The organism is Pseudomonas sp. NPDC012596 (genome assembly GCF_042902325.1).
GTDB lineage: Bacteria > Pseudomonadota > Gammaproteobacteria > Pseudomonadales > Pseudomonadaceae > Aquipseudomonas.
The window spans coordinates 55,184-79,668 of sequence record NZ_JBIBEB010000004.1 but is presented as its reverse complement, the minus strand read 5'-3'; the positions used below and the strand labels follow the sequence as shown (position 1 = coordinate 79,668).

At 62.0% G+C, this 24,485-nt stretch carries 25 protein-coding genes; 2 read left to right on the top strand and 23 right to left on the bottom strand.

The annotated features are described in order from the left end of the window. Nucleotides 1-77: 77 nt before the first annotated feature. Nucleotides 78-2,633: a PepSY domain-containing protein gene (locus tag ACFY68_RS06710; protein ID WP_387524800.1), complete on the top strand. Its 2,556-nt coding sequence runs from the start codon at nt 78-80 to the stop codon at nt 2,631-2,633. A gap of 128 nt (nt 2,634-2,761) precedes the next feature. On the opposite strand, the gene ACFY68_RS06705 is transcribed toward ACFY68_RS06710, so the two are convergent. From ACFY68_RS06705 to trmJ, 22 genes are all read right to left on the bottom strand, one after another. Continuing rightward, on the bottom strand, nt 2,762-3,553 hold the full coding sequence (locus ACFY68_RS06705) for an amidohydrolase (RefSeq protein WP_387524797.1): 792 nt from the start codon (nt 3,551-3,553) through the stop codon (nt 2,762-2,764). Next, nucleotides 3,541-4,689 carry a pyridoxal phosphate-dependent aminotransferase gene (locus ACFY68_RS06700; RefSeq protein ID WP_387524794.1) on the bottom strand — a complete coding sequence of 383 codons (1,149 nt, stop codon included), beginning with the start codon at nt 4,687-4,689 and terminating at the stop codon, nt 3,541-3,543. Before ACFY68_RS06700 ends, ACFY68_RS06705 begins: the two co-directional genes overlap by 13 nt. A gap of 317 nt (nt 4,690-5,006) precedes the next feature. Next, complete coding sequence (locus ACFY68_RS06695; protein ID WP_387524792.1) at nt 5,007-5,816, bottom strand: RHS repeat-associated core domain-containing protein; 810 nt, start codon at nt 5,814-5,816, stop codon at nt 5,007-5,009. Between the two features lie 303 nt (nt 5,817-6,119). Then, nucleotides 6,120-7,583 carry a ribosome biogenesis GTPase Der gene (gene der, locus ACFY68_RS06690; protein ID WP_346612014.1) on the bottom strand — a complete coding sequence of 488 codons (1,464 nt, stop codon included), beginning with the start codon at nt 7,581-7,583 and terminating at the stop codon, nt 6,120-6,122. A gap of 117 nt (nt 7,584-7,700) precedes the next feature. Then, nucleotides 7,701-8,843 (bottom strand): outer membrane protein assembly factor BamB, encoded by a 1,143-nt coding sequence (bamB, locus tag ACFY68_RS06685; RefSeq protein WP_387524789.1) that lies wholly within the window; start codon nt 8,841-8,843, stop codon nt 7,701-7,703. Nucleotide 8,844: 1 nt separating this feature from the next. Next, the gene (locus ACFY68_RS06680; RefSeq protein ID WP_387524786.1) at nt 8,845-9,486 is read right to left on the bottom strand and encodes a tetratricopeptide repeat protein; all 642 of its coding nucleotides are present in this window, start codon (nt 9,484-9,486) and stop codon (nt 8,845-8,847) included. Nucleotides 9,487-9,525: 39 nt separating this feature from the next. Beyond that, nucleotides 9,526-10,815 (bottom strand): histidine--tRNA ligase, encoded by a 1,290-nt coding sequence (gene hisS / locus ACFY68_RS06675; protein ID WP_346612017.1) that lies wholly within the window; start codon nt 10,813-10,815, stop codon nt 9,526-9,528. Between the two features lie 24 nt (nt 10,816-10,839). After that, on the bottom strand, nt 10,840-11,949 hold the full coding sequence (gene ispG, locus ACFY68_RS06670; protein ID WP_012316136.1) for a flavodoxin-dependent (E)-4-hydroxy-3-methylbut-2-enyl-diphosphate synthase: 1,110 nt from the start codon (nt 11,947-11,949) through the stop codon (nt 10,840-10,842). 3 nt (nt 11,950-11,952) lie between these two features. Beyond that, nucleotides 11,953-12,969: a RodZ domain-containing protein gene (locus ACFY68_RS06665; RefSeq protein WP_387524782.1), complete on the bottom strand. Its 1,017-nt coding sequence runs from the start codon at nt 12,967-12,969 to the stop codon at nt 11,953-11,955. After that, on the bottom strand, nt 12,966-13,727 hold the full coding sequence (pilW, locus tag ACFY68_RS06660) for a type IV pilus biogenesis/stability protein PilW (RefSeq protein WP_387524779.1): 762 nt from the start codon (nt 13,725-13,727) through the stop codon (nt 12,966-12,968). Before pilW ends, ACFY68_RS06665 begins: the two co-directional genes overlap by 4 nt. 13 nt (nt 13,728-13,740) lie before the next feature. Next, the gene (gene rlmN / locus ACFY68_RS06655; protein WP_346612022.1) at nt 13,741-14,886 is read right to left on the bottom strand and encodes a 23S rRNA (adenine(2503)-C(2))-methyltransferase RlmN; all 1,146 of its coding nucleotides are present in this window, start codon (nt 14,884-14,886) and stop codon (nt 13,741-13,743) included. Nucleotides 14,887-14,914: 28 nt separating this feature from the next. After that, the gene (ndk, locus tag ACFY68_RS06650) at nt 14,915-15,340 is read right to left on the bottom strand and encodes a nucleoside-diphosphate kinase (protein ID WP_033701183.1); all 426 of its coding nucleotides are present in this window, start codon (nt 15,338-15,340) and stop codon (nt 14,915-14,917) included. Between the two features lie 89 nt (nt 15,341-15,429). Further along, nucleotides 15,430-15,630 carry a Fe-S cluster assembly protein IscX gene (gene iscX / locus ACFY68_RS06645; protein ID WP_016713204.1) on the bottom strand — a complete coding sequence of 67 codons (201 nt, stop codon included), beginning with the start codon at nt 15,628-15,630 and terminating at the stop codon, nt 15,430-15,432. A 10-nt stretch (nt 15,631-15,640) separates the two neighbouring features. Continuing rightward, complete coding sequence (fdx, locus tag ACFY68_RS06640) at nt 15,641-15,982, bottom strand: ISC system 2Fe-2S type ferredoxin (protein WP_387524774.1); 342 nt, start codon at nt 15,980-15,982, stop codon at nt 15,641-15,643. 3 nt (nt 15,983-15,985) lie between these two features. Continuing rightward, nucleotides 15,986-17,848, bottom strand: a complete 1,863-nt coding sequence (gene hscA, locus ACFY68_RS06635) for a Fe-S protein assembly chaperone HscA (protein WP_387524771.1) — start codon at nt 17,846-17,848, stop codon at nt 15,986-15,988. Nucleotides 17,849-17,890: 42 nt separating this feature from the next. After that, complete coding sequence (gene hscB, locus ACFY68_RS06630) at nt 17,891-18,412, bottom strand: co-chaperone HscB (protein ID WP_016501398.1); 522 nt, start codon at nt 18,410-18,412, stop codon at nt 17,891-17,893. Between the two features lie 8 nt (nt 18,413-18,420). Continuing rightward, the gene (gene iscA / locus ACFY68_RS06625; protein ID WP_027595543.1) at nt 18,421-18,744 is read right to left on the bottom strand and encodes an iron-sulfur cluster assembly protein IscA; all 324 of its coding nucleotides are present in this window, start codon (nt 18,742-18,744) and stop codon (nt 18,421-18,423) included. Between the two features lie 32 nt (nt 18,745-18,776). Then, entirely contained in the window at nt 18,777-19,163 is a 387-nt protein-coding gene (gene iscU / locus ACFY68_RS06620; protein WP_003248539.1) for a Fe-S cluster assembly scaffold IscU, read from the bottom strand. Between the two features lie 46 nt (nt 19,164-19,209). After that, nucleotides 19,210-20,424 (bottom strand): IscS subfamily cysteine desulfurase, encoded by a 1,215-nt coding sequence (locus tag ACFY68_RS06615; RefSeq protein ID WP_346612026.1) that lies wholly within the window; start codon nt 20,422-20,424, stop codon nt 19,210-19,212. A 49-nt stretch (nt 20,425-20,473) separates the two neighbouring features. Beyond that, nucleotides 20,474-20,965, bottom strand: coding sequence for a Fe-S cluster assembly transcriptional regulator IscR (gene iscR, locus ACFY68_RS06610; RefSeq protein WP_387524757.1), 492 nt, complete (start codon nt 20,963-20,965; stop codon nt 20,474-20,476). A 180-nt stretch (nt 20,966-21,145) separates the two neighbouring features. Beyond that, nucleotides 21,146-21,931, bottom strand: a complete 786-nt coding sequence (gene cysE / locus ACFY68_RS06605) for a serine O-acetyltransferase (RefSeq protein ID WP_387524754.1) — start codon at nt 21,929-21,931, stop codon at nt 21,146-21,148. Nucleotides 21,932-21,934: 3 nt separating this feature from the next. Beyond that, the gene (gene trmJ / locus ACFY68_RS06600) at nt 21,935-22,690 is read right to left on the bottom strand and encodes a tRNA (cytosine(32)/uridine(32)-2'-O)-methyltransferase TrmJ (protein WP_387524752.1); all 756 of its coding nucleotides are present in this window, start codon (nt 22,688-22,690) and stop codon (nt 21,935-21,937) included. 151 nt (nt 22,691-22,841) lie between these two features. Between trmJ and suhB the strand changes: the two genes are divergently transcribed. Next, the gene (gene suhB / locus ACFY68_RS06595) at nt 22,842-23,660 is read left to right on the top strand and encodes an inositol-phosphate phosphatase (RefSeq protein ID WP_346612029.1); all 819 of its coding nucleotides are present in this window, start codon (nt 22,842-22,844) and stop codon (nt 23,658-23,660) included. A 172-nt stretch (nt 23,661-23,832) separates the two neighbouring features. Here suhB and ACFY68_RS06590 read toward each other — a convergent pair whose 3' ends face one another. Beyond that, on the bottom strand, nt 23,833-24,375 hold the full coding sequence (locus ACFY68_RS06590; RefSeq protein WP_387524750.1) for a glycine zipper 2TM domain-containing protein: 543 nt from the start codon (nt 24,373-24,375) through the stop codon (nt 23,833-23,835). Nucleotides 24,376-24,485 lie beyond the last annotated feature (110 nt).

Sequence of the window (24,485 nt, the reverse complement as noted above, 5' to 3'; positions counted from 1 at the left end):
TCCAGTGAGCGGGGCTTTTGCGTATCAAGGCATAATGCACGCCGCACAGGTTGCGGCAGCAAGACAAGGTGATCGATGTGGTGAAGAAGACACTGTTCCAATTGCACTGGTTCTTTGGCATCACCGCCGGCCTGGTGCTGGCCTTGATGGGCATTACCGGTGCGCTGTACTCGTTCCAGGAAGAACTGCTGCGTGCGTTCAATGGCGATGTGCTCAAGGTCGAGGTGCGTCCACAGGGCGTGCTGCCGCCGGCTGAGTTGGTGCAGCGGGTCGAAGCCGCGCAAGGCGACAAGGTGTCGATGCTGTGGGTCGATGTGCGCGAAGGCAATGCCGCACGCATCTTCTTCACCCCTGCCCCCGGCGAACGCCGTGGCGAGCTGCGCTATGCCGACCCGTACACCGGCGAACTCAAGGGTGAAGTCGCCGGGCAGGGTTTCTTCAACCTGATGCTCACCCTGCACCGCTTCCTGGCGATGGGCGACACTGGCCGGCAGATCACCGGCGCCTGCACCCTCATGCTGGTGTTCTTCTGCTTGTCCGGCCTGTACCTGCGCTGGCCGCGCAAGGCGCTGAACTGGCGCACCTGGCTGACCTTCGACTGGGCCAAGAAAGGCCGTGCCTTCAACTGGGACCTGCACGCCGTGGCAGGAACCTGGTGCCTGCTGTTTTACCTCCTGTTCGCGCTGACCGGCCTGTTCTGGTCCTATGAGTGGTACCGCGAAGGCCTGAACAAGCTGCTGGCCGACGCGCCCGCTGCGGGCCAGCAGCAAAAACGGGGTGAAGGCCGTGGCCGGCACGGGCCGCAGGAAGTCGACAAGAATGCACCGCCGCTGGTGGTCGATTACGACGCCATCTGGGCCAACCTCAAGGATGCTGCGGGCCCAGGCCTGGCCATGTACAACCTGCGCCTGCCACCTGCTGGCGGTCAGCCGGCCAATCTCTTCTACCTGCTCGACAATGCTGCGCACCCACGGGCCTTCAACACCCTGGTCCTCGACCCGGCCACCGGCCAGGTGAAAAACCACGACCGCTACACCGACAAATCCTTCAAGGCGCAGCTGCTGCAGAGTGTTTACGCCTTGCACGTGGGCGAATACTTCGGCTTGCCGGGGCGCATCATCGTCACCATCGCCAGCCTGACCATGCCGCTGTTCTTCGTGACAGGTTGGTTGCTGTACCTCGACCGCCGTCGCAAGAAGCGCCAGGTGCGCGCCGCCCGGGGCAACGTCGCCAGCAGCACCGGCAGCGGCGACAGCTGGTTGATCGGTTTCGCCAGCCAGAGCGGTTTCGCCGAGCAATTGGCCTGGCAGAGCGCCGGCCAACTGCAAGCTGCCGGCTTGCCGGTGCAGGTGCGGGCGTTGGCTGAGCTGGGCGAAGAGGACCTGCGCCAGGCGCGCCGCGCGCTGTTCGTGGTCAGCACCTTTGGTGATGGCGAAGCGCCGGACAGCGCCCGTGCCTTCGAGCGAAAGGTGCTGGGCCAGCCCTGGTCGCTGAACGGCCTGAGCTATGCCGTGCTGGCCCTCGGTGACCGCCAGTACCCGCACTTTTGCGGCTTTGCCCGTCGCCTGCAGGCCTGGCTCGGCGAGCGTGGCGCCAGCAGTGCGTTCAGCCCAGTGGAAGTCGACAACGCCGACCAGGCCGCCTTGCAGCAGTGGCAGCAGGAACTGGCGCAGCTCACGGGTGCACAACCCGTTGCCGCGTGGCAGCCGCCAACGTTCGGCAGCTGGAGCCTGGTCAAGCGCACCTTGCTCAACCCGGGCAGCCAGGGCCAACCGGTCTACCTGCTCGGCCTGCGCCCGGACGCGCCCGCCAGCTGGGAGGCCGGGGACCTGGTGGAGATCCTGCCGCTCAATGGTCAGCCACGGGTCGAGGCTTTCCTCAATGGCATGGCACTGGATGCCAACGCGAGGGTGCAGCTCGACGGCCTGAACGAGACGCTCGGCCAGGCCTTGGCTGGCCGCCAGTTACCGACGCGCCGCGACCACCTGATCGGCTTGCAGCCGCAGGCACTGGTCGATGCGCTGGTACCGATCGGCAGCCGTGAATACTCCATCGCTTCGATCGCCAGCGACGGTGTGCTGGAGCTGATCGTGCGCCAGGAACGCCACCCCGACGGCAACCTTGGTCTGGGCTCTGGCTGGCTGACCGAATATCTACCTGTAAACGGTACCCTGAGCCTGCGCCTGCGGCGTAACAGTGGCTTCCATCTGCCTGAGGCCGCTGCGCCGATGATTTTGATCGGCAACGGCACTGGCCTGGCGGGCCTGCGCAGCCTGTTGCGCGCGCGGGTCAATGCCGGTGAACAGCGCAACTGGCTGCTGTTCGGTGAACGTAACCGCGCCCATGACCTGCTGTGTGGCGATGAGCTGCAAGCCTGGCTCGACAACGGCGACCTCGCCCGGCTAGACCTGGCGTTTTCGCGCGACCAGGCCGAGAAGGTGTATGTGCAGGACGTGCTGCTGCAGCAGGCCGAGGCATTCAAGCGCTGGGTGGCCGATGGCGCTTGCGTGTATGTCTGTGGCAGCCTGCAGGGCATGGCCGCCGGCGTCGATGCGGCGCTCAAGGGCATCCTTGGCGAAGACGTGGTCGAGCAGTTGATCGAGGATGGGCGTTATCGGCGGGATGTTTACTGAACACGAACTGATGGGTTAGTACCGGCCTCTTCGCGGGGCAAGCCCGCTCCCACAGGTTCACCGCAGCACTCAGCTTTAGCGGTAAATCTGGGGGAGCGGGCTTGCCCCGCAAAGAAGCCGGTACTGGCTCAATGCAGCTCGAAGGTATCGGCATCCAGATTGGCCGGGAAGCGGGTTCGGTAAGCCGCCAGTTCAGCAGCCCGCAGCACCACGGTAAACACCCCATCCGCCTCACCGGCACTCAACAGGCTCTCGCCCTGGAAGTCCAGCACCTGGCTGTCGCCTGAATAGGCAAAGCCCTTGCCATCGGTACCCACGCGGTTCACCGCCGCTACGAAGCACAGGTTCTCGATACCCCGCGCCGGCAGCAGGCGGTTCCAGTGCTGGCGGCGGGCCGCCGGCCAGTTGGCGGTGTACAGCAGCAGGTCGGTGTCTTGCGAATCGCGGCTCCATACCGGGAAGCGCAGGTCGTAGCAGATCAGCGGGCGCACGCGCCATCCCTTGATTTCGAACTGCACCTGGCGCTCGCCGGGGGTGTAGTGCTTGTGCTCGCCCGCCATGCGGAACAGGTGGCGCTTGTCGTAATGCAGGATCTCACCGTCCGGGCGCGCCCAGAGCAAGCGGTTGCGGTGGCTGCCGTCGGCGGCCTGAATGATCACGCTGCCGGTGACCACGGCGTTGATCCGCTTGGCCTGAGCCTTGATCCACTTGTAGGTTGGGCCGTTCTCAGGCTCGGCCAGGCGTTGCGACTCCATGGAAAAACCGGTGGTGAACATTTCGGGCAGGATCACCAGGTCGGCATCGCCTGCCTGGTCGAGCAATACCTCGAAATGCGCATAGTTGGCTTCGCGGTCGTGCCAGGCCAGCGTGGTTTGCACCAAGGCGATTTTCAGGTTGGGCAGTGCACTCAGATCGCGCATAGTTTCTCCGCTGCCTGACGCAGCGTCTCCTCACGTTTGGCAAAGCACAGGCGCACCAGGCGTTGCTCGGGGATGGGTTGCTGGTAGAACACCGACACCGGGATGGTCGCCACGCCGTGTTCACGGGTCAGCCACAGGGCCATGTCGACGTCGTTCAGGTCGGGGCGGATCTGCGAATAGTCCACCAGCTGGAAATAGGTGCCCGCTGTGCGGGTGAAGCTGAAGCGTGAGCCTTCGAGCAGGTCGCAGAACAGGTCGCGCTTGGCCTGGTAGAAAGCCGGCAGCTCATCGATGTGCTCGGGGTGCTCGGCCATGAAGTCGGCCAATGCGCATTGCAGGGGCGTCACGCCGCAGAAGTTGACGTACTGGTGCACCTTGCGCATTTCGGCGCTCAAGGCCGGCGGAGCGATCACGTAGCCGGTCTTCCAGCCGGTCACATGGTAGGTCTTGCCGAACGAACTGACCACGAAGGCACGGCTGTACAGCTCGGCATGGGCCAATACGCTGGCGTGGCGTACGCCGTCGTAGACCAGGTGCTCGTAGACTTCGTCGCTGATCAGGTAGATCTCGCGTTCCGCGATCAGCCGGGCCAGCTGGTCGAGGTCTTCACGGGTGATCAGGGCGCCACTGGGATTGTGCGGCGAATTGAGGATGACCATGCGCGTGCGCGGGCTCAAGGCATCGCTGAACTTCTGCCAGTCGATGCGAAAGTCCCCGTCACTCAGCTGCACATGCACGCAACGGCCCCCAGCCAGCTCCACGGATGGCTCATAGCTGTCGTAGCAGGGGTCGAAGACGATGACCTCGTCACCGGGGTGAATCACCGCCTGAATCGCGCAGAAGATCGCCTCGGTGGCGCCGGGGGTGATGGTCACTTCCTGGTCGGCATCGACCTTGGCCCCGTACAGGCGCTCGACTTTGGCGGCCACCTGCTGGCGCAGGGCCGGCAAGCCCGTCATCGGCGCGTACTGGTTATGCCCGGCCGACACATGGCGGCCGACTGCATCGAGCAGTGCCTGCGGGCCATTGAAGTCGGGGAAGCCTTGGGAGAGATTGAGCGCGCCAGTCTGCACGGCGAGCTGGGACATGGTGGTGAAGATGGTCGTGCCGACATTCGGCAGTTTGCTGCGGATCATGGAGCCCTCTTTCCTGGCGTTTATCCGGCACGGGGGTGGAGTCCGAGCATAGCGGATCAAGCAGTCAGGAAAAAGGTTGAAACAATAGTGCCGAAAAGTACTGTAGGAGCTGGCTTGCCTGCGATCGGCTGCGAAGCAGTCGTAAAACCGGTATCTGCGCAGTGCCAGACAGAGTGCGGATACAGAATTCACGACTGCTACGCAGCCGATCGCAGGCAAGCCAGCTCCTACAGTGATCGTGACACACAATTATTCGTACAGGACCTAGAAGGCAAATGATACCTCCCATTAAAACAGTCAGCTTTTAATGGATCTCATCAGGAGTACATTGTTGAATATGCTTGATTTCCTGGAACAGGTGGCAGGGATACTGCTGCAACCCTTGTTTTGTACAGGCGCTCAATTTCGGTTCTGATCTCGATCGCCTTCGCTGCTGGCAAGCCAGGCTCTTCAAGCCTGGCGGTCCACTGGGCAATATGGCCATCAATATTAAGGTTCGCGGTATTAGCTTGCCATTGTGCGCGGTTATTGATATGGAAGTTATCAACTTGTTGGCGCGAATCCTGATAGGCAGATTCGAACATCGTCTGCATATCCCTAAGATCAGCTTGATGGATGGTATATTTCGAACCCTGCAACTTCCTTTCGATCCAACTCAGCACCCCTTCTTGAGCGTCATAAACCTTCAGCAACTTGGTCCTGGTAATGTCGATTTCAGCCAAACCTCTTTCAAAGGTAACGTAACGCTCTAGTAGTCCCAGTCGCTTCACCTGGGTATTCAAATCACTCTTTGCGATCTTGAGCGTGCGCCCAGCGTCTTTAACTTTTGCTTTACGATCCGACGCTTTAGCCAGAAGAGCAGTAGGGTCAGGACCGTGACCGGTGGGGTCAACATGATTGACCGGATCGCCGCCGCAATATCCATAGGCATTTAATACAATAAAAGGGCTAAAGCTATCAGGCGAGCAAAATCGCATAAGCTCTGGACTGAATGTGCGATATCCATTCCCCAAAAAATACCTGGAAACTAATGAGGAAAAATATTCCCCATTGAATCCGCACTGAGCGGCACCCGCTAAATCATGCCTATGACCGTAAGGTGTGTAACTGATGAGTGAACGCTTCATGATCACAGCCCCTTATTTGCACAACCACTAGCAATCGTGGAGAACTTGCCTTCTCCGATTAAAGGCCAATTTCACCACACCAATAGCAGCAACCTGCCCACGACATTCTCCCGCGCGACCCCACCCGCAAGTTAATTACCATGGTAGAGGTTTTTCACTGCACGAGAGCCATCTTGCTCCACTCCGCCAGCGATCAATGGCTTAAGAATACAGAAAAACCCATAAGATGGTACTGATAGAAATACCAGTCCAGTTGGATTTGGAAGCGGGCCTTTAGACGGCCCGCGGGATAGACTTTGTCGATCAGCGCTTGTCGCGGCGCTTCTTCTCGGCCTTCTTGTGGTGCGACATCAAGCGGCGTTTCTTGTTGACCTGGCGGTCGGTGAGGGTGTTCTTCTTGCCTTCGTACGGGTTTTCACCGCCCTTGTACTCGATGCGGATCGGCGTACCGACCAGCTTGAGCACGCGGCGGTAGGTGTTTTCCAGGTAACGCGAGTACGACTTGGGAATGCTCTCGGTCTGGTTGCCGTGGATCACGATCAGCGGCGGGTTGGCACCACCCAGGTGGGCATAACGCAGCTTGATGCGGCGGCCGTTGACCAGCGGCGGTTGGTGCTCGCTGACGGCATCTTCGAGAATCTGCGTCAGGCGGCTGGTCGGCCAGCGGGTGACCGCCGACTTGAACGCGGCCTGCACCGACTTGTACAGGTTGCCAACGCCAGTGCCGTGCAGCGCGGAAATGAAGTGAATGTCGGCGAAGTCGACGAAGAACAGCCGGCGCTCCAGCTCGGTCTTCACGTAGGCGCGTTCACCTGGCTCCATGCCATCCCACTTGTTCAGGGCGATGACGATGGCGCGGCCGGCTTCGAGGGCAAAGCCCAGCAGGTTGAGGTCGTGGTCGACCACACCTTCGCGGGCGTCCATGACGAAGATCACCACGTTGGCGTCCTTGATCGCCTGCAGCGTCTTCACCACCGAGAACTTTTCGACTTCCTCGTGGATCTTGCCGCGCTTGCGCACCCCGGCGGTGTCGATGAAGGTGTACTTGTCACCATCGCGCTCGAACGGGATGTAGATACTGTCGCGGGTAGTACCCGGCTCGTCGTAGACCACCACACGCTCTTCACCGAGCATGCGGTTGACCAGGGTCGACTTGCCCACGTTCGGGCGGCCGATGATGGCGATCTTGATACCATCTTTTTCGCTTGGGCCAGGAATGCGTACGGCTTCCTCGCCTTCGGCGACGTTCTGGTCGAGGGCTTCTTCCTCGGCATCACGCGGCAGGTGACCGAGCACGGCTTCCATCAGAGCGTTGATACCACGGCCCTGGGAGCCCGCCACTGGAATGGCGTTGCCCATGCCCATCGGCGAGAACTCGGCGCGGGCAACATCGGGGTCGATGTTGTCGATCTTGTTGGCGACCAGGATTGCCGCCTTGTTGCGCTTGCGCAGGTGCTCGGCAATCATCTGGTCTGCCGCAGTCATGCCGGCGCGGGCATCGACCAGGAACAGCACATAGTCAGCTTCTTCGATGGCCATGAGCGACTGCTCGGCCATTTTCTCGTCCATGCCCACTTCGTCACCGGTGATACCACCGGTGTCGATCAGGATGAAGGAGCGACCCTGCCAGCTGGCATCACCATACTGGCGGTCACGGGTCAAACCCGACAGGTCACCGACGATGGCATCGCGGGTTTTGGTCAGGCGGTTGAACATGGTGGATTTGCCGACGTTCGGCCGTCCCACCAGGGCGATTACGGGAACCATGCGGCTCTCCACTCTTGAATTCTTGAAAATGCAAAGGCCGCTGCAAGGCAGCGGCCGGAGTTCGGGCGGCGTGTCCTACGCCGCAACTCAAGGCCTGTAGCGGCCTTGAGCATAGCTTCAGCGGATGGTCAGTGCCTCGAGCTTGCCGCTGTTGCCAAAGACATAGATGGTGTCGCCGACCACCAGGGGCCGGGCGCGCAGGCCATCACTGTCGATACGCTCACGGCCGACGAAACGGCCGTCAACCTGGCTGAGCAGGTGCAGGTAACCTTCGAAGTCACCTACAGCCACGTAGCTGGAGAACACTTCAGGTGCCGACAACTGACGGCGTGCCATCGAGTCGTTGGTCCACAAGGCGCTGGAAGAGCGCTCGTCGACGCTCTCGACAGTGCCAGAAGCTTCGCTGACATAGACGTTACCGTAACCCTGGGCGACACCCACGTAGCTGGAAGCATCACGCTGCCACACCACACGGCCGCTTTCCAGGTCCAGGCCCGCTACACGGCCCTGGTAGGTGCTGACGTACAGGGTACCACCCGACAGCAGCAGGCCGCCGTCGATATCGACCACGCGGTCCAATTCGGAACGGCCCTGCGGGATAGCCACACGGCTTTCCCACACGGGTACGCCATTGTTGATATCCACCGCCACCACCTTGCCGGTGGACAGGCCAGCAACGGCCAGTCGGTTGGTGGCGATCGGCGCACCGGTACCACGCAGGGTCAGTACGGCCGGGGTGTTTTCGTAGATCCAGCGGCGGTCGCCAGTTGCGGCATCGAGGCCGATCAGGCGGTCGTCCTGGGTTTGCACCACCACGACGTCACCGTTGTTGGCAGGTGGCGCCAGGACTTCACTGGTAACGCGTGAACGCCAGCGCTCTTCGCCGGTGGTGGAGTCCAGGGCAATCACTTCACCCTTGAGGGTGCCGAGCATGACCAGGCCATAGCCTACGCCGACTGCGCCGGAAACAGGCAGCTCCAGGTCCTTCTTCCACACCACGTCACCGGTATTGCGGTCGAGGGCGAAGACTTCGCCGTTGACGTCGGAGGCGTAGATGCGGTCGTTCTCGATGGCCGGTACCAGGGTGTTGTATGTCTCACCCTGGCCGTCACCGATCGAACGGCTCCACTGCTTCTTCAGCACCACTTCTTCGGTGAACTTGGTCAGCTCGGCCGGAGGCAGTTCCTTCTTGCTATTGCTGCTGCAACCTGCGGCCAGTACGGCCAGGGTCAGCACTGCTGCTTGTTTCCAACCGATCACGTCACGCGTCCCCTTTGGCCAAGTCATCCAGCTTCAGTTGCAGGCCACCGACCGCCGCTTCATCAGACAGCGCAGCCTTGGCTTTTTCATAAGCGCTGTGGGCATCGTCGGCGCGGCCCAGCTGCACCAGCAAGTCACCCTTCAATTCTTCACGGCTGGCCAGAAACGCCTTGTCAGCGTCGCCGTCAAGCAGCTTGAGCGCATCTTCGGCCTTGTCCTGGGCTGCGAGTACGCGTGCCAGGCGCTGGCGCGAGATTTCGCCCAGGGTCACGTCGGCCGGCTTGTCCAGCACGGCCTTGAGTTCGGCAGCGGCATCGTCGAGCTTGCCGCTTTCTACCGCGACCTTGGCCACGAACAGGCTGCCGTACTGGGCATAGGCGGTACCGCCGAACTCGCTCTTGAGCTTGCCGGACAGTTCAGCGACTTTGGTCGCATCTGGCTGGCCGCTCGGCGTCAGGCTGGTTTCCAGCAGGGCCTGATACAGCTGCGAGGCGCCTTGCGACTGGTTGTTCTGGTACTTGTGCCAGGTATTCCAGCCCAGCACCACCACACCGGCCAGCAGCGCGCCGGTCAGTAGCGGCTTGCCGTTGCGGTTCCACCAGTCCTTGACCCCTGCCAGGTCATCATCATCAGTACTCGACACCCCAATACTCCTTTTCGCCTATTCGCTTGTTGAACCGCGTTACGCCTGAGCGATCGCGGTTTCCAGGTGCTCAGCCAGAGCATCCCAGGCAATGTTCTGTTGTTCGCCCTGACCACGCAGAGGCTTCAGGCCGATCTCTTGCTTGGCCAGTTCGTCGTCGCCCAGAATCAGCGCGAACAGCGCGCCGCTCTTGTCGGCTTTCTTGAACTGGCTCTTGAAGCTGCCGCCGCCGGCGTTGACCGCCAGGCGCAGGCCAGGCAGGTGATCACGCAGGCGTTCGGACAGGCGCAGGCCGGCCAGTTCGGCCTGCTCGCCGAAGGCGCACAGGTAGACGTCGATCTGGCGGTTGATGGACTCCGGCACCTTGCCGAGGGTTTCCAGCAGCAGGATCAGGCGCTCGATACCCATGGCGAAGCCAACACCCGGGGTCGGCTTGCCGCCCATCTGCTCCACCAGGCCGTCATAGCGGCCACCGGCGCAGACAGTGCCCTGGGCGCCGAGCTTGTCGGTTACCCACTCGAACACGGTCTTGCTGTAGTAGTCCAGGCCACGCACCAGCTTGGTGTTGATCACGAAAGGGATACCGGCGGCGTCGAGGCGGGCCTTGAGGCCCTCGAAGTGCACGCGGGAATCTTCGTCGAGGTAGTCTTCAAGCTTCGGCGCGCCGACCAGCACCGCCTGGGTGCCCTGGTCCTTGCTGTCGAGGATGCGCAGCGGGTTGCTCTTGAGGCGGCGCTGGCTGTCTTCGTCGAGCTGCTCCAGGCGCGCCGAGAGAAACTCGACCAGCGCATCGCGGTAGCGGGCACGGGCTTCACTGGTGCCCAGGCTGTTCAGTTCGAGCTTGACCGCGTCCTGAATGCCCAGCAGGCCCCACAGGCGCCAGGTCAGCATGATCAGCTCGGCATCGATGTCCGGGCCGTCAAGGTTGAACACTTCCACGCCGATCTGATGGAACTGGCGGTAACGGCCTTTTTGCGGGCGCTCGTGGCGGAACATCTGGCCGATGTACCACAGCTTCTGCACCTGACCGTTGCCGGTGATGCCATGCTCCAGCACGGCACGCACGCAGGCGGCGGTACCCTCAGGGCGCAGGGTCAGCGAATCGCCGTTGCGGTCCTCGAAGGTATACATCTCTTTTTCGACGATATCGGTGACTTCACCGATGGAGCGCTTGAACAGCTCGGTGAACTCGACGATCGGCGTGCGGATCTGGCTGTACCCATAGGTGTCCAGCAGGCCGGCAACGGTGCTCTCGAAGTAGCGCCACAGCGGCGACTGCTCTGGCAGGATGTCGTTCATGCCACGGATGGCTTGCAGCGATTTGCTCACGAAAAGTCCTTACGAATCTGTGTGTCAGCCGCGGGCGATCAGCGCCGCGTCGGCTTCGACCTTTTCGGCCGCTTTCTGGCGGATAAGCTTTTCCAGCTCATCGACCAGGTTGTCATTGGTCAGCTTCTGCGCCGGCTTGCCGTCGATGTAGATCAGGTTCGGCGTACCGCCGGTAAGGCCGACGTGGGCTTCCTTGGCTTCGCCAGGGCCGTTGACCACGCAACCGATCACCGCCACGTCCAGCGGTACCAGCAGGTCTTCCAGGCGCCCTTCCAGCTCGTTCATGGTCTTGACCACATCGAAGTTCTGCCGCGAGCAGCTCGGGCAGGCGATGAAGTTGATGCCACGCGAGCGCAGGTGCAGCGACTTGAGGATGTCGTAGCCGACCTTCACCTCTTCAACCGGGTCGGCAGCCAGCGAGATACGAATGGTATCGCCGATGCCTTCGGCCAGCAGCATACCGAGGCCAACGGCGGATTTCACCGTCCCCGAGCGCAGGCCACCGGCTTCGGTGATGCCTAGGTGCAGCGGCTGGATGATCTGCTTGGCCAGCAAGCGGTAGGCTTCGACGGCCATGAACACGTCGGAGGCCTTGACGCTGACCTTGAAGTCCTGGAAGTCCAGACGGTCGAGGTGCTCGACGTGGCGCAGGGCCGACTCCACCAGCGCAGCCGGGGTAGGCTCGCCGTATTTCTTCTGCAGGTCCTTCTCCAGCGAGCCTGCGTTGACACCGATACGGATCGGAATGCCCCGGTCGCGTGCGGCATCGACCACGGCGCGCACACGGTCTTCACGGCCGATGTTGCCCGGGTTGATCCGCAGGCAATCAACGCCCAGTTCGGCCACGCGCAGTGCGATCTTGTAGTCGAAGTGGATGTCGGCGACCAGCGGCACGCTGACCAGTTGCTTGATCTTGCCGAAGGCCTCGGCAGCGTCCATGTCCGGTACCGAGACGCGAACGATGTCGACGCCGGCATCGACCAGGCGCTGGATCTGCCCTACGGTGGCGGCGACATCGTTGGTGTCGGTGTTGGTCATGCTCTGTACAGCGATGGGCGCATCACCACCCACCGGTACATTGCCGACCCAGATTTTGCGGGATTCGCGACGTTTGATCGGAGATTCGCCGTGCATGACTTACTGTCCCAACTTCAGGCGAGCAGTCTCGCCACTGGTGAACGGGGCAACATCGACGGGCTGGCCGTTGTAGCTGACCTGGGCGCCGCGGGCAAAGCCCAGGCGCACCGCGAACGGCGGCTTACCAGTCAGTTCCAGGTTGTCACCCTTGCGCTTGATGGCGCTGAACAGCACCTTGCCGTTGCCGTCGGAGACCTGGGTCCAGCAATCGGCGACGAACTGGATCGCGACCTTGGCACTGCCTGCCGGTACGGCGGCAGGCTCGGCGGCGGCGACCGCCGGCACGCTGGCGACAGGTGCCACAGGGGCGGCCTGGGCTACAGGGGCGGCAGGTGCAACGGGTGCTGCAGCCGGTGCTGCGGTTTGTGCAGGTGCTTGCTGTACAGGCGCAGGCGTTGTGGCAGCCGGGGCGGCCTCGCTGCCGGCGCCGGCAACGGGCTCGGCAGGGGCCTGCTCCAGCGGCAGCGGCGCGCTATCGCCCTGCTGGCCTACGCTAACGGCCTGGTCTTCAGGCTCGTCCAGCGGGTGAATCTGGGTGGTACCGTCGGCGCTTTCGACTTCAACATGTTCCAGGGCGATCTTGGCCAGGTCCTTGCCGCGCAGGCTGCCCTGGTCCTGCCACCAGATGAAGCTGCCGCCGACCACGGCGACCAGCAGCAACAGGCTCACACCGCGCAGGATGTTGTGCGACAGGCGCACCGGCTCTTCAATGCGGCCCAGCGAATGCACTTCACTGCCCTTGGCATGGGTGCCGGTGTACTGGTCGAACGCCTCGACCAGTGGCGCCTGGTCGAGGTCCATGAGTTTGGCGTAGGCACGGATATAACCACGGGCGAAGGTATGCCCTGGCAGCTTGTCGAAGGCGCCGGATTCCACGTGGTTCAGCGAACTTACGGTGAGGTTCAGCTTGCGGGCGACCTCGGCTTGCGACCACTCCCGTTTTTCGCGGGCCTGGCGCAACAGCTCACCGGGGTTCTGGCCAGTCGCTGCTGCTACTTCGGGATGCGCGGCTTTCATCGTTGCTCCGACAGGTATTGCTGATATTCCGGCGTACCGGGATAAAGTCGTTGTAATTGCTGGCCCAGGTCGGCCAGTGTGCCCTGCTCGTCGAACACCCGGGCAAGACGGCTGCCCAGCAGGAGGCTGCGGGCACTGTGATCGCTCAACTGGCTGAAACGATCGTAGTAGTCCCGGGCCGGCACATAATGCCTGTTTTCGTAGGACAACTCAGCCATTTCCAGCAACGCCCTGGGTTGCCGCTGATTGAGTTGCAGGGCTTTGGTCAGATACGTGTGTGCCTGGTCACGGTTGTCGAGCTGCAGGGCCGTCAGGCCAAGGTTCTCGTAAACCCGCGAACGTTCAGGATACAGGGTATCGGCGCTGGCCAGACGAAACATCTGCTCGGCTTCGGCAAAACGCTGCTGAGCATATAGGAAACTGCCGTAGTTGTTGCGAATTCGCGTGTCGTTGGGGCGTGCCGACAGCGCTTTTTTGAAGTGAGTCTCGGCCAGTGCCGGCTCGCCTTCGGCCTGAAACACCACGGCCAGGGCGGCGTGGGCATCGGCATCACGGGCGTCCAGCGCCAGTGCCTTGCTCAGCGGGGCCTTGGCCTGCTCGGTCAAACCTTGTTGCAAATAGCCAAGCCCCAGCTGCACATAGGCCCGCCCTGCCTCGACTCGCCCCTGGCGATTGGCCAGAGGGTCGTTCGCGCCGCCCGCTACGCATCCGGCCAGCAGCGACAGTGCGAAGATCGACAGCGCGGCGCGCAGGCTCATGGCAGGCCCTGGCTCAGTGGCGCACAGCGCTGTCTTGCAGCTCGGCGTCGGCAGACAACTGGCGTACGGCGATGTAGCGCTCGCTGCGGCGGGTGCGATCGTTGACCTGACCGACCAGCTGACCACAGGCGGCGTCGATGTCTTCGCCGCGGGTGGTGCGCGTGGTCACGTTGAAGCCGCCGTGGTGCAGCATGTCCTGGAAGCGGCGGATAGCATTGTTGCTAGGGCGCTCGTAACCGGAGTGCGGGAACGGGTTGAACGGGATCAGGTTGATCTTGCACGGCACATCGCGCAGCAGCTCGATCATCTGCGCGGCGTGTTCGGGCTGGTCGTTGACGTCCTTGAGCAGGGTGTACTCGACCGTCAGCACGCGCTTGCCACCCAGGGTGGCCATGTAGCCCATGCACGATTCCAGCAGCACTTTCAGCGGGTACTTCTTGTTGATCGGTACCAACTGGTTGCGCAGTTCGTCGTTTGGTGCGTGCAGCGACAGGGCCAGCGACACATCGATGTGCTTGGCCAGTTCGTCGATCATCGGCACCACGCCCGAGGTGGACAGGGTGACGCGACGCTTGGAAATGCCATAGCCCAGATCATCCATCATGATCTTCATGGCGGCGATGACATTGTCGAAATTCAGCAGAGGCTCGCCCATGCCCATCATGACTACGTTGGTAATCGCGCGGTCGACTTTGGCCGGGACGGTCCCGAAAGATTTGTTCGCAAGCCACACCTGGCCAATCACTTCGGCGGCAGTGAGGTTGCTGTTGAAGCCTTGCTTGCCGGTGGAGCAGAAACTGCAATCCAGGGCGCAGCCGGCTTGCGACGATACGCACAGGGTGCCGCGATCGTCGGTGGGAATGTAGACGGTCTCGACGCAGCTGCCGGAGGCAACGCGGATCACCCATTTGCGGGTGCCGTCGGCGGAAATGTCTTCACTGACCACTTCCGGTGGGCGAATTTCGGCAACAGCCTCGAGCTTTTCGCGCAAGGCCTTGCCGACGTTCGTCATGGCCGCGAAATCATCGACGCCAAAATGGTGAATCCATTTCATCACCTGGCCGGCACGGAAGCGTTTCTCCCCGATCGAGTCGAAGAATTGTTCCATTTCCGGCTGGGTCAGGCCCAACAGGTTGATTTTGCCAGTAGATGTCGTCATGGATTCACCCTCACCCGTAAGCTTTCGCTTAGCGAGTGGTTACCTCGGTAGCAGCGAAGAAGTAAGCGATTTCGCGAGCAGCAGCAGCTTCGGAGTCCGAACCGTGAACGGCGTTGGCGTCGATCGACTCGGCGAAGTCAGCACGGATGGTGCCGGCAGCAGCTTCTTTAGGGTTGGTAGCGCCCATCAGCTCACGGTTCAGAGCGATGGCGTTTTCGCCTTCCAGAACCTGAACGACAACCGGACCGGAAGTCATGAAGGCAACCAGGTCGCCGAAGAAGCCGCGCTCGCTGTGCTCAGCGTAGAAGCCTTCGGCTTCGGCTTTGGACAGTTGCTTGATTTTCGAAGCAACGATTTTCAGGCCGGCGTCTTCGAAGCGAGTGGTGATCTTGCCGATGACGTTTTTGGCTACGGCGTCAGGCTTGATGATCGAGAAAGTACGTTGAACAGCCATGGAAAACTCCAGAATATGAGTGTTGCGAAAAATTAAACCCGCGAATTATACGCGGGTTCCAGGGGATTGCCTAACCTGCAGCGTCGCGCTTAGTCGGCTTCATCAATCCAGGCCGCCTGGATGGCCTCGAGCACTTTCTCACCGCCGCGTGACGGATCGTCGCTGAACTCTGGCAATGCCAGCACCCAGCGGTGCAGATCGACGAAATTCACATAACGAGGATCGACTTCCGGCTTGCTTTCCGCAAGCTGGATGGCGATCTCAAGTACATCAATCCATTTCAGGCTCATGGGGCTGACCTCAGTGCGGCGCTTCGGCAGCGTGGTTGAGCGAATACTTGGGAATCTCGATGGTCAGGTCTTCATCACCCACGACCACCTGGCAGCCGAGGCGCGACTGGGCCTCCAGGCCCCAGGCCTTGTCCAGCATGTCTTCTTCCAGCTCGTCCGCTTCTTCCAGCGAATCGAAACCTTTGCGAACAATACAGTGGCAAGTGGTGCAGGCCTTGACGCCACCGCAGGCGCTTTCCATCTCGATGTGATGGTCGTGCGCCAGCTCCAGGATGTTGGTCCCGGCCTCGACCTCCACGGTCAGCCCCTCAGGGCAGAACTTCTCATGCGGCAGGAATGTCACCAGCGGCATCGATTACTCCTCGATCTCATTCAGGTTGCGCCCGGCCAGTGCGGCTTTGACCGTCGAATCAAGGCGACGGGCGGCAAATGCATCGGTCACCTGCGACAGACGCTTGGTCTGTTGCTCGATGGCGGGGCCATCGGTGCCGGTCAGCAAATCACGTAGTTCTTGCATCTGGAATTCGATGGCTTCGCGCTCTTCACTGCTGAGCAGGCGCTCGCCGTCGGCGTCCAGGGCGCCCTGTACGGCTTCGAGCAGGCGCTCACCGTCGACCTGATGCTCACGCAACTGGCGGGCCTGCTTGTCGGTGCCGGCGTGCTCGAAGGAGTCCTTGAGCATGCGCGCGATCTCGCCATCGGTCAGGCCGTAGGACGGCTTGACCTGGATGCTGGCCTCTACGCCCGAACCCAGTTCGCGGGCCGCGACACTGAGCAGGCCGTCGGCATCGACCTGGAAGGTCACGCGGATTTTCGCCGCACCGGCAACCATCGCCGGAATGCCGCGCAGCTCGAAGCGCGCCAGCGAGCGGCAGTCGCTGATCAGTTCACGCTCGCCCTGCAGCACATGGATCATCATGGCCGACTGGCCATCTTTGTAGGTGGTGAATTCCTGGGCACGCGCGACCGGAATGGTGGTATTGCGCGGGATCACCTTCTCCATCAGCCCACCCATGGTCTCAAGCCCCAGGGACAGCGGGATGACGTCGAGCAGCAGCAATTCGCCACCTTCGCGGCGGTTGCCAGCCAGAGTATCGGCCTGGATGGCGGCGCCGATGGCGACCACCTGATCAGGGTCGATCGAGGTCAGCGGGGTGCGGCCGAACAGCGCGCCGACCGCCTCACGCACACGCGGTACACGGGTCGAACCACCCACCATCACCACCGCACCGACCTCCTCCAGCTCGACACCGCTGTCGCGCACGGCGCGGCGGCAAGCCTTGAGGCTGCGGGCGATCAGCGGCTCGATCATGGCATCGAAGGCGGCTCGGCTGAGTTCGCCCTGCCAGGCACCGTGGCTGACGCTGACCACGTCGGCGTCGGTCAGGGCTTCCTTGGCGGCGCAGGCGGCCTGCAGCAGCTGGCGCTGGGTACCCGGGTCGAGGTCAGAAGACAGCCCAGCCTGTTCGATGATCCAACCGGCAATGGCGTGGTCGAAGTCATCGCCACCCAGGGCGGTATCGCCACCGGTGGCCAGCACCTCGAACACACCGGCAGTCAGGCGCAGAATCGAAATATCGAAAGTACCGCCACCCAGGTCATAGATGGCCACCAGGCCTTCGGCATTCTGGTCAAGCCCGTAGGCAACGGCAGCGGCAGTCGGCTCGTTGAGCAGGCGCAGCACGTTCAGGCCGGCCAGCTTGGCAGCATCCTTGGTCGCCTGGCGCTGGGCATCATCGAAATAGGCTGGCACGGTGATCACCGCCCCCACCAGATCACCACCCAGGGTTTCTTCGGCGCGCTCGCGCAGCACCTTGAGAATGTCGGCGGACACTTCCACCGGGCTCTTCGGCCCCTGGACAGTATCGATGAACGGCATATGCGATTCGCCGCCAATGAAGCGGTACGGCAGCTGCTCGCCGAGTTGCTTGACGTCAGCCAGGCCGCGCCCCATCAGGCGCTTGACCGACAGGATGGTGTTCAGCGGGTCGCTGGCGGCCGCCTCGCGCGCGGCCAGACCGACCTCGTTGTGGCCAGCCAGGTAGCGCACCGCCGAGGGCAGAATGACGTTGCCCTGCACGTCCGGCAGGGGCTCGCTGCGACCGCTGCGCACGGCAGCGACCAGAGAATTGGTGGTACCCAGGTCGATACCCACCGCCAGGCGGCGCTGGTGCGGCTGAGGGCTTTGACCGGGTTCGGCGATCTGCAGTAGGGCCATGCTTATCTGAATACCTTAGGCGTCATCACGGGAAACGCCGGGTTAATCGTCGAGGCGCTCTTCCAGTTGGCGCACTTCTTGGGCGAGCTTGTCGAGGAACTGCATGCGGCGCATCAGGCGTTCGGCCTTGTCGCGCTCGGCAGGCACATCCCAGCAGGCGGCGAAATCCTCGTTCAGCGTGTCCTGGGCACCTTTGAGGCGCTTCTTGAACACGGCAACACCATCGAGGTCGGCTTCGTCCTGCAGCTCTTCGAGCTCTTCGCGCCACTGCATCTGCTGCAGGAGAAAATCAGGGTCGTGGACCGTAACTTCCTGAGGCACTTCGTGGCCACCGATGGCCAGCAGATAGCGGGCACGGCGCGGCGCGCTGCGCAGCGTCTGATAGGCATCGTTGAGGGCCGCGGACTTCTCCAGCGCTACCCGCTGCTCACGCTCGGAAGCGTCAGCAAAGCGGTCAGGATGGACCTCGCGGGCCAGCTCGCGGTAGCGAGTGGCCAGCTTGTCGAGGTCCAGCCGGAAGCACGGCTGGAGATCAAACAGGGCGTAATGACAAGGAGTACCCACGGCCAGCCTCAAACGTTGAAGCTTTCGCCGCAGCCACACTCACCGCGCACGTTGGGGTTGTTGAACTTGAAGCCTTCGTTCAACCCTTCCTTGACGAAGTCGAGCTCGGTGCCATCGAGGTACACCAGGCTCTTGGGGTCGATGATGACCTTCACGCCGTGGTTCTCGAACACCTGGTCTTCGCCCGCCACTTCGTCGACGAACTCCAGCACGTAGGCCAGGCCCGAGCAGCCGGTGGTGCGCACGGCCAGGCGAATGCCTTCACCCTTGCCGCGCCCTTCCAGGGAACGCCGCACGTGGTTGGCGGCGGCTTCTGTCATGCTGATAGCCATCGGAACTCCTTACGTCTTACCTTGCAGGCGACTTAGATCAAGCCTTTTTTCTGCTTGTAATCGCGAACAGCTGCCTTGATGGCATCTTCGGCGAGTACCGAGCAGTGGATCTTCACTGGCGGCAACGCCAGTTCTTCCGCCAGCTGGGTGTTCTTGATGGTTTCGGCTTCGTCCAGCGTTTTGCCCTTCATCCACTCGGTGGCGAGGGAGCTGGAAGCGATGGCCGAACCGCAGCCGTAAGTCTTGAACTTGGCGTCTTCGATGACGCCTTGCTCGTTGACCTTGATCTGCAGACGCATCACGTCACCGCACGCTGGGGCTCCGACCATGCCGGTACCGACATCCGGGTCCTCGGCATTCATCTTGCCGACGTTGCGTGGGTTTTCGTAGTGGTCGATGACCTTTTCACTGTATGCCATGGTGCAATTCCTTCCTCATCAGGGAGCCGCTCTTGCCGGCGACTGCTTAGTGGGCGGCCCACTCGATCTTGGAGATGTCAACGCCGTCTTTGTACATGTCCCACAGCGGCGACAGCTCACGCAGTTTGTTAACGGCCTCGCAGACTTTCTGCGCGGCGTAGTCGACTTCTTCTTCGCTGGTGAAGCGGCCGAAGGAGAAGCGGATCGAGCTGTGCGCCAGCTCGTCGTTACGGCCCAAAGCGCGCAGTACATACGACGGCTCGAGCGAAGCGGAGGTGCAGGCCGAACCGGACGATACGGCGATGTCTTTCAGCGACATCAGCAGCGACTCGCCTTCGACGTAGTTGAAGCTCAGGTTCAGGTTGTGCGGCACGCGAGCGGTGCTGCTGCCGTTGACGTACAGCTCTTCGAGGTCCGAGACCTGCTTGAAGAAGCGGTCGCTCAGGGCCTTGATGCGCACGTTTTCGGCAGCCATTTCCTGCTTGGCAATGGCGAAGGCTTCGCCCATGCCGACGATCTGGTGGGTCGGCAGGGTGCCCGAACGCATGCCGCGCTCATGACCACCGCCGTGGATGATGGCTTCCAGACGCACACGCGGCTTGCGGCTGACGTACAGCGCGCCAATACCTTTCGGGCCGTAGACTTTGTGCGCCGAGAACGACATCAGGTCGACCTTGAGCTTTTGCAGATCGATTTCGACCTTGCCGGCCGACTGGGCGGCGTCGACATGGAACAGTACGCCGCGCGAACGGGTCAGTTCACCGATGGCGGCGATGTCGTTGATCGAGCCGACTTCGTTATTGACGTGCATCAGCGAGACCAGAATGGTGTCGTCGCGCAATGCTGCCTCGACCTGGGCCGGGGTGACGATGCCGTCTGCGCCTGGCTCGAGGTAGGTCACTTCGAAACCTTCGCGCTCGAGCTGGCGAGCGGTATCCAGGACCGCCTTGTGCTCGATCTTGGAGGTGATGATGTGCTTGCCCTTGGTCTGATAGAAGTGCGCCACGCCTTTCAGTGCGAGGTTGTCGGACTCGGTGGCACCGCTGGTCCAGACGATCTCGCGTGGATCGGCGTTGATCAGCTCGGCAACTTGGCGACGGCCGTTCTCGACCGCTTCTTCGGCTTTCCAGCCGAACACGTGGGAGCGCGAGGCCGGGTTACCGAAGTTACCGTCGACCAGCAGGCAGTCGGCCATTTTCTGGGCGACACGGGGATCGACCGGCGTGGTCGCGGAGTAATCGAGGTAGATCGGCAACTTCATTGAGTATCTCCTATCAGGCGGTGGCGTCGCTCGTCGTCACTGTTAAAGGTCAGTCGACGGCGGACGTCTCAATCTTGTCCAGCTGGGCAGAACGGCCTGCGACACGAAGCAGGTCCTGGCGCTGGGCGACTTCCTGCACTTCACGGCGCATGACGAGGTCGGCCAGGCTGATGCCGCTGAGAAATTCGTGGATCTGCTGGCTGAGGTCGCACCACAGGTGGTGGGTCAGGCAGGTATCACCGGCATGGCAGTCCCCAAGCCCCTGGCAACGGGTGGCATCAACCGATTCGTTGACCGCGTCGATGACCTGGGCTACCTGGATGGTTTCCATGCCGCGCGACAGCTGATAGCCACCACCCGGACCGCGCACGCTGGAAACCAGACTGCTGCGGCGCAGCTTGGCGAACAGCTGCTCCAGATAAGAGAGGGAAATGCCCTGGCGCTCGGAAATGTCGGCCAAAGACACCGGCCCATGCTGCGCGTGCAACGCCAGGTCAAGCATGGCAGTCACGGCGTATCGGCCTTTGGTAGTCAGTCGCATGGCTATTGGGTACCACGGGAGTTACAGGATGTGAGCGAGTATGCGATTCCCGAGCATTTAAGTCAACTATTAGACCTACTGCTTTAGTCGGGTTTGGCAGCTGGAAGGCGGGCGCGATTGTAGCAGCTAAGGGGCGTGAGCACACGCCCCTTATGTCAGGATGCCTTTACGGCGGCGCGATCAATGCGACTGAACGTCGCGCTGTGGCGCTTGCGCGGCCTCGCTGAAATCATCGTCCGGCAGGGCCGGCAGTTCCTTGGCGCAGTAGTCGCTGCCCATCTTGGTCAGCGCGCCGCACATGCCTTCCAGGCGCTCGTCCACTGCCTGCAGATGGTCGAGCATCTGGCCGATGGCGCGCGCCACCGGGTCAGGCATGTCGCCACTGACGCCGTAGGCATCGAAACCGATCTTCTCGGCCATGGCCTTGCGCCTGGCCTCAAGCTCGCTGTCTTCGCTCTTGACGATAATCCGCCCCGGGATGCCGACCGCAGTCGCACCCGCCGGCACTGCCTTGGTGACCACCGCATTGGAGCCAATCTTGGCCCCGGCACCGACGGTGAACGGGCCGAGCACCTTGGCGCCCGCCCCTACCACCACGCCGTTTTCCAGGGTCGGGTGACGCTTGCCCTTGTTCCAGCTGGTACCACCCAGGGTCACGCCCTGGTACAGGGTGACGTCATCACCAATCTCGGCGGTTTCGCCGATCACGATGCCCATGCCGTGGTCGATGAAAAAGCGGCGGCCAATGGTTGCGCCGGGGTGGATCTCGATCCCGGTCATCCAGCGGCCGAAGTTCGACACCAGCCGGGCCAGCCACTTGAAGTCGCGCTTCCACAGCGCATTGCCCAGGCGGTGCAGCCAGATGGCGTGCATGCCCGGGTAGCAGGTCAATACCTCGAAGGCGTTTCGCGCCGCTGGGTCACGATGAAAAACACTCTGGATATCTTCACGCAGACGTTCGAACATCTGTCAGCCCTTCCTTTTATGCGGCTCGCCCCGTGCGACCTTCTGGGTCTCGGTGAGGATGCCGCGCAAAATGCTCATTTCCGGACGCTCCACCGAGCTTCGCCCATACAGCCGGCGCAGGCGCGCCATGAGGTGCTTGGGTTTCTCGGGGTCAAGGAAGCCGATGTCCACCAGGGTTTTCTCCAGGTGTTCGTAGAACAGCTCCATTTCGTCCATGGTCGCCAGCTCGCTGGCGTCGACCTTCTCGGCTTGCGGCGCCGAACCTTCCGCAGCCAGCCAGGCCATGCGCACCTCGTAAGAGAGCACCTGGACGGCGGCAGCCAGGTTCAGCGAACTGAAGCCGGGGTTCGAGGGAATGTGCACGTGGAAGTGACATCGCTGCAGTTCTTCGTTGGTCAGGCCGGCGTGCTCGCGCCCGAACACCAGGGCGATTTCTTCACCGCCGACGGCATGCGCCACGGCCTTGGCCCCACATTCACGGGGGTCGATCAACGGCCAGGGGATGCTGCGCTCGCGGGCGCTGGTGCCCATCACCAGGCTGCATCCGACCAGCGCTTGCTCGAGGCTGTCGACCACTTGGGCACTGGCCAGCACATCATCGGCGCCCGAGGCGCGCGCACCGGCCTCGGCGGCCGGAAATTCCTTGGGCTGCACCAGCACCAGGCGCGACAAGCCCATGTTTTTCATGGCACGCGCAGCGCCGCCGATGTTGCCGGGGTGGCTGGTATTGACCAGAACAACACGAATATTTTGCAGCAAGGTGTTGTGCTCACAGATGCGGGGTTTAGAGGTTTCGATCTTACAGAACCGACCAGCGTAACGCTATGAAAGCAAATGTGACACTTCTTCCGCCAAAAATTTCTGCTAGAATGATCGGCTTTCTTCTTTAACATCTCCAGGTGACCCGCCCATGCAGCCTATGCTGAATATCGCCCTGCGCGCCGCTCGCAGCGCCAGTGAACTGATTTTCCGCTCCATCGAACGCCTGGATAGCATCAAGGTGGACGAGAAAGAGGCTAAGGACTACGTTTCCGAGGTTGATCGCGCCGCCGAGCAGAAGATCGTCGACGCACTGCGCAAGGCCTACCCGAACCACTCCATTCAGGGTGAAGAGACGGGCATGCACGCGGGCACCGGCGAAGAAGGCAAGGACTACCTGTGGATCATCGACCCACTGGACGGTACCACCAACTTCCTGCGCGGCATCCCGCACTTCGCCGTCAGCATTGCCTGCAAATACCGTGGCCGCCTTGAACACGCCGTCGTTCTCGACCCAGTACGCCAGGAAGAATTCACCGCCAGCCGTGGCCGTGGCGCCCAGCTCAATGGCCGTCGCCTGCGCGTCAGCTCGCGCACCAGCCTGGACGGCGCCCTGCTGGGCACCGGCTTCCCGTTCCGTGACAGCCAGATGGCCGACCTGGACAACTACCTGGGCATGTTCCGCGCTCTGACTGGCCAGACTGCCGGTATCCGCCGCGCCGGCTCCGCCAGCCTGGACTTGGCCTACGTGGCCGCCGGCCGTTTCGACGCCTTCTGGGAGTCGGGCCTGTCCGAGTGGGACATGGCAGCCGGCGTGCTGCTGATCCAGGAAGCAGGTGGCCTGGTGAGCGACTTCAACGGTGGCCACGACTTCCTCGACAAGGGCCACATCGTTGCCGGCAACATCAAGTGCTTCAAGGCCGTGCTGACTGCTATCCAGCCGCACCTGCCAGAAAGCATGAAGCGCTAAGCGCCTAGTGCATAAAAAAAGCATCCGTCGAGGATGCTTTTTTTATGCCTGCCATTTGTGGCGCCTGGAACGGCCTCTTCGCGGGGCAAGCCCGCTCCCACAGGTTTCGCATTGCTGCAGACCTTGTGGGAGCGGGCTTGCCCCGCGAAGAGGCCAGTTCAAACTACACAAATCACTGGTCAGCTTCGCTGAGGATCAACTTGCCATTCTTGTCCAGCGGAATGGTCGAGCCGGGCTCGCGATCCATCTTCACCTTGCCCACCTGATCACCAATGGAATAGGTCACGTTGTACCCAACGACCTTTTCACTGATGTCATTGACCGTGTTGCAACGGGTTTGCGTGGTGGTGTAGGTATCACGCTGCTGCATGCCTTCCTGCACCTTGTTGCCGGCATAACCACCGCCGACTGCACCGGCCACAGTGGCAATCTTCTTGCCAGTGCCGCCACCAATCTGGTTACCCAGCAAGCCACCCGCCAGGGCACCGACCACGGTACCGGCGATCTGGTGCTGGTCCTTGACCGGCGCCTGACGCGTTACAGCTACGTCCTTGCACACTTCACGCGGGGTTTTCACCTGCTGCTTGATCGGCTGCACGTCAGTCACCTGGGCGACCTCAGGGCCTTTGTTCACCAAGCTGTAGGTCGCCACAGCACCTCCGGCAGTAACACCGACAGCACCCAGCACCGCACCCACCAGCATTGATTTATTCACGTGAACCTCCTGATCGTACCGGCGGGTATCAACCCGCGCTTCTCCCAGCCTTGGAGCAAAAAAAAAGCCGCGAGTTCAACACTCGCGGCCTTCGTGCGCCAAACGGCGCA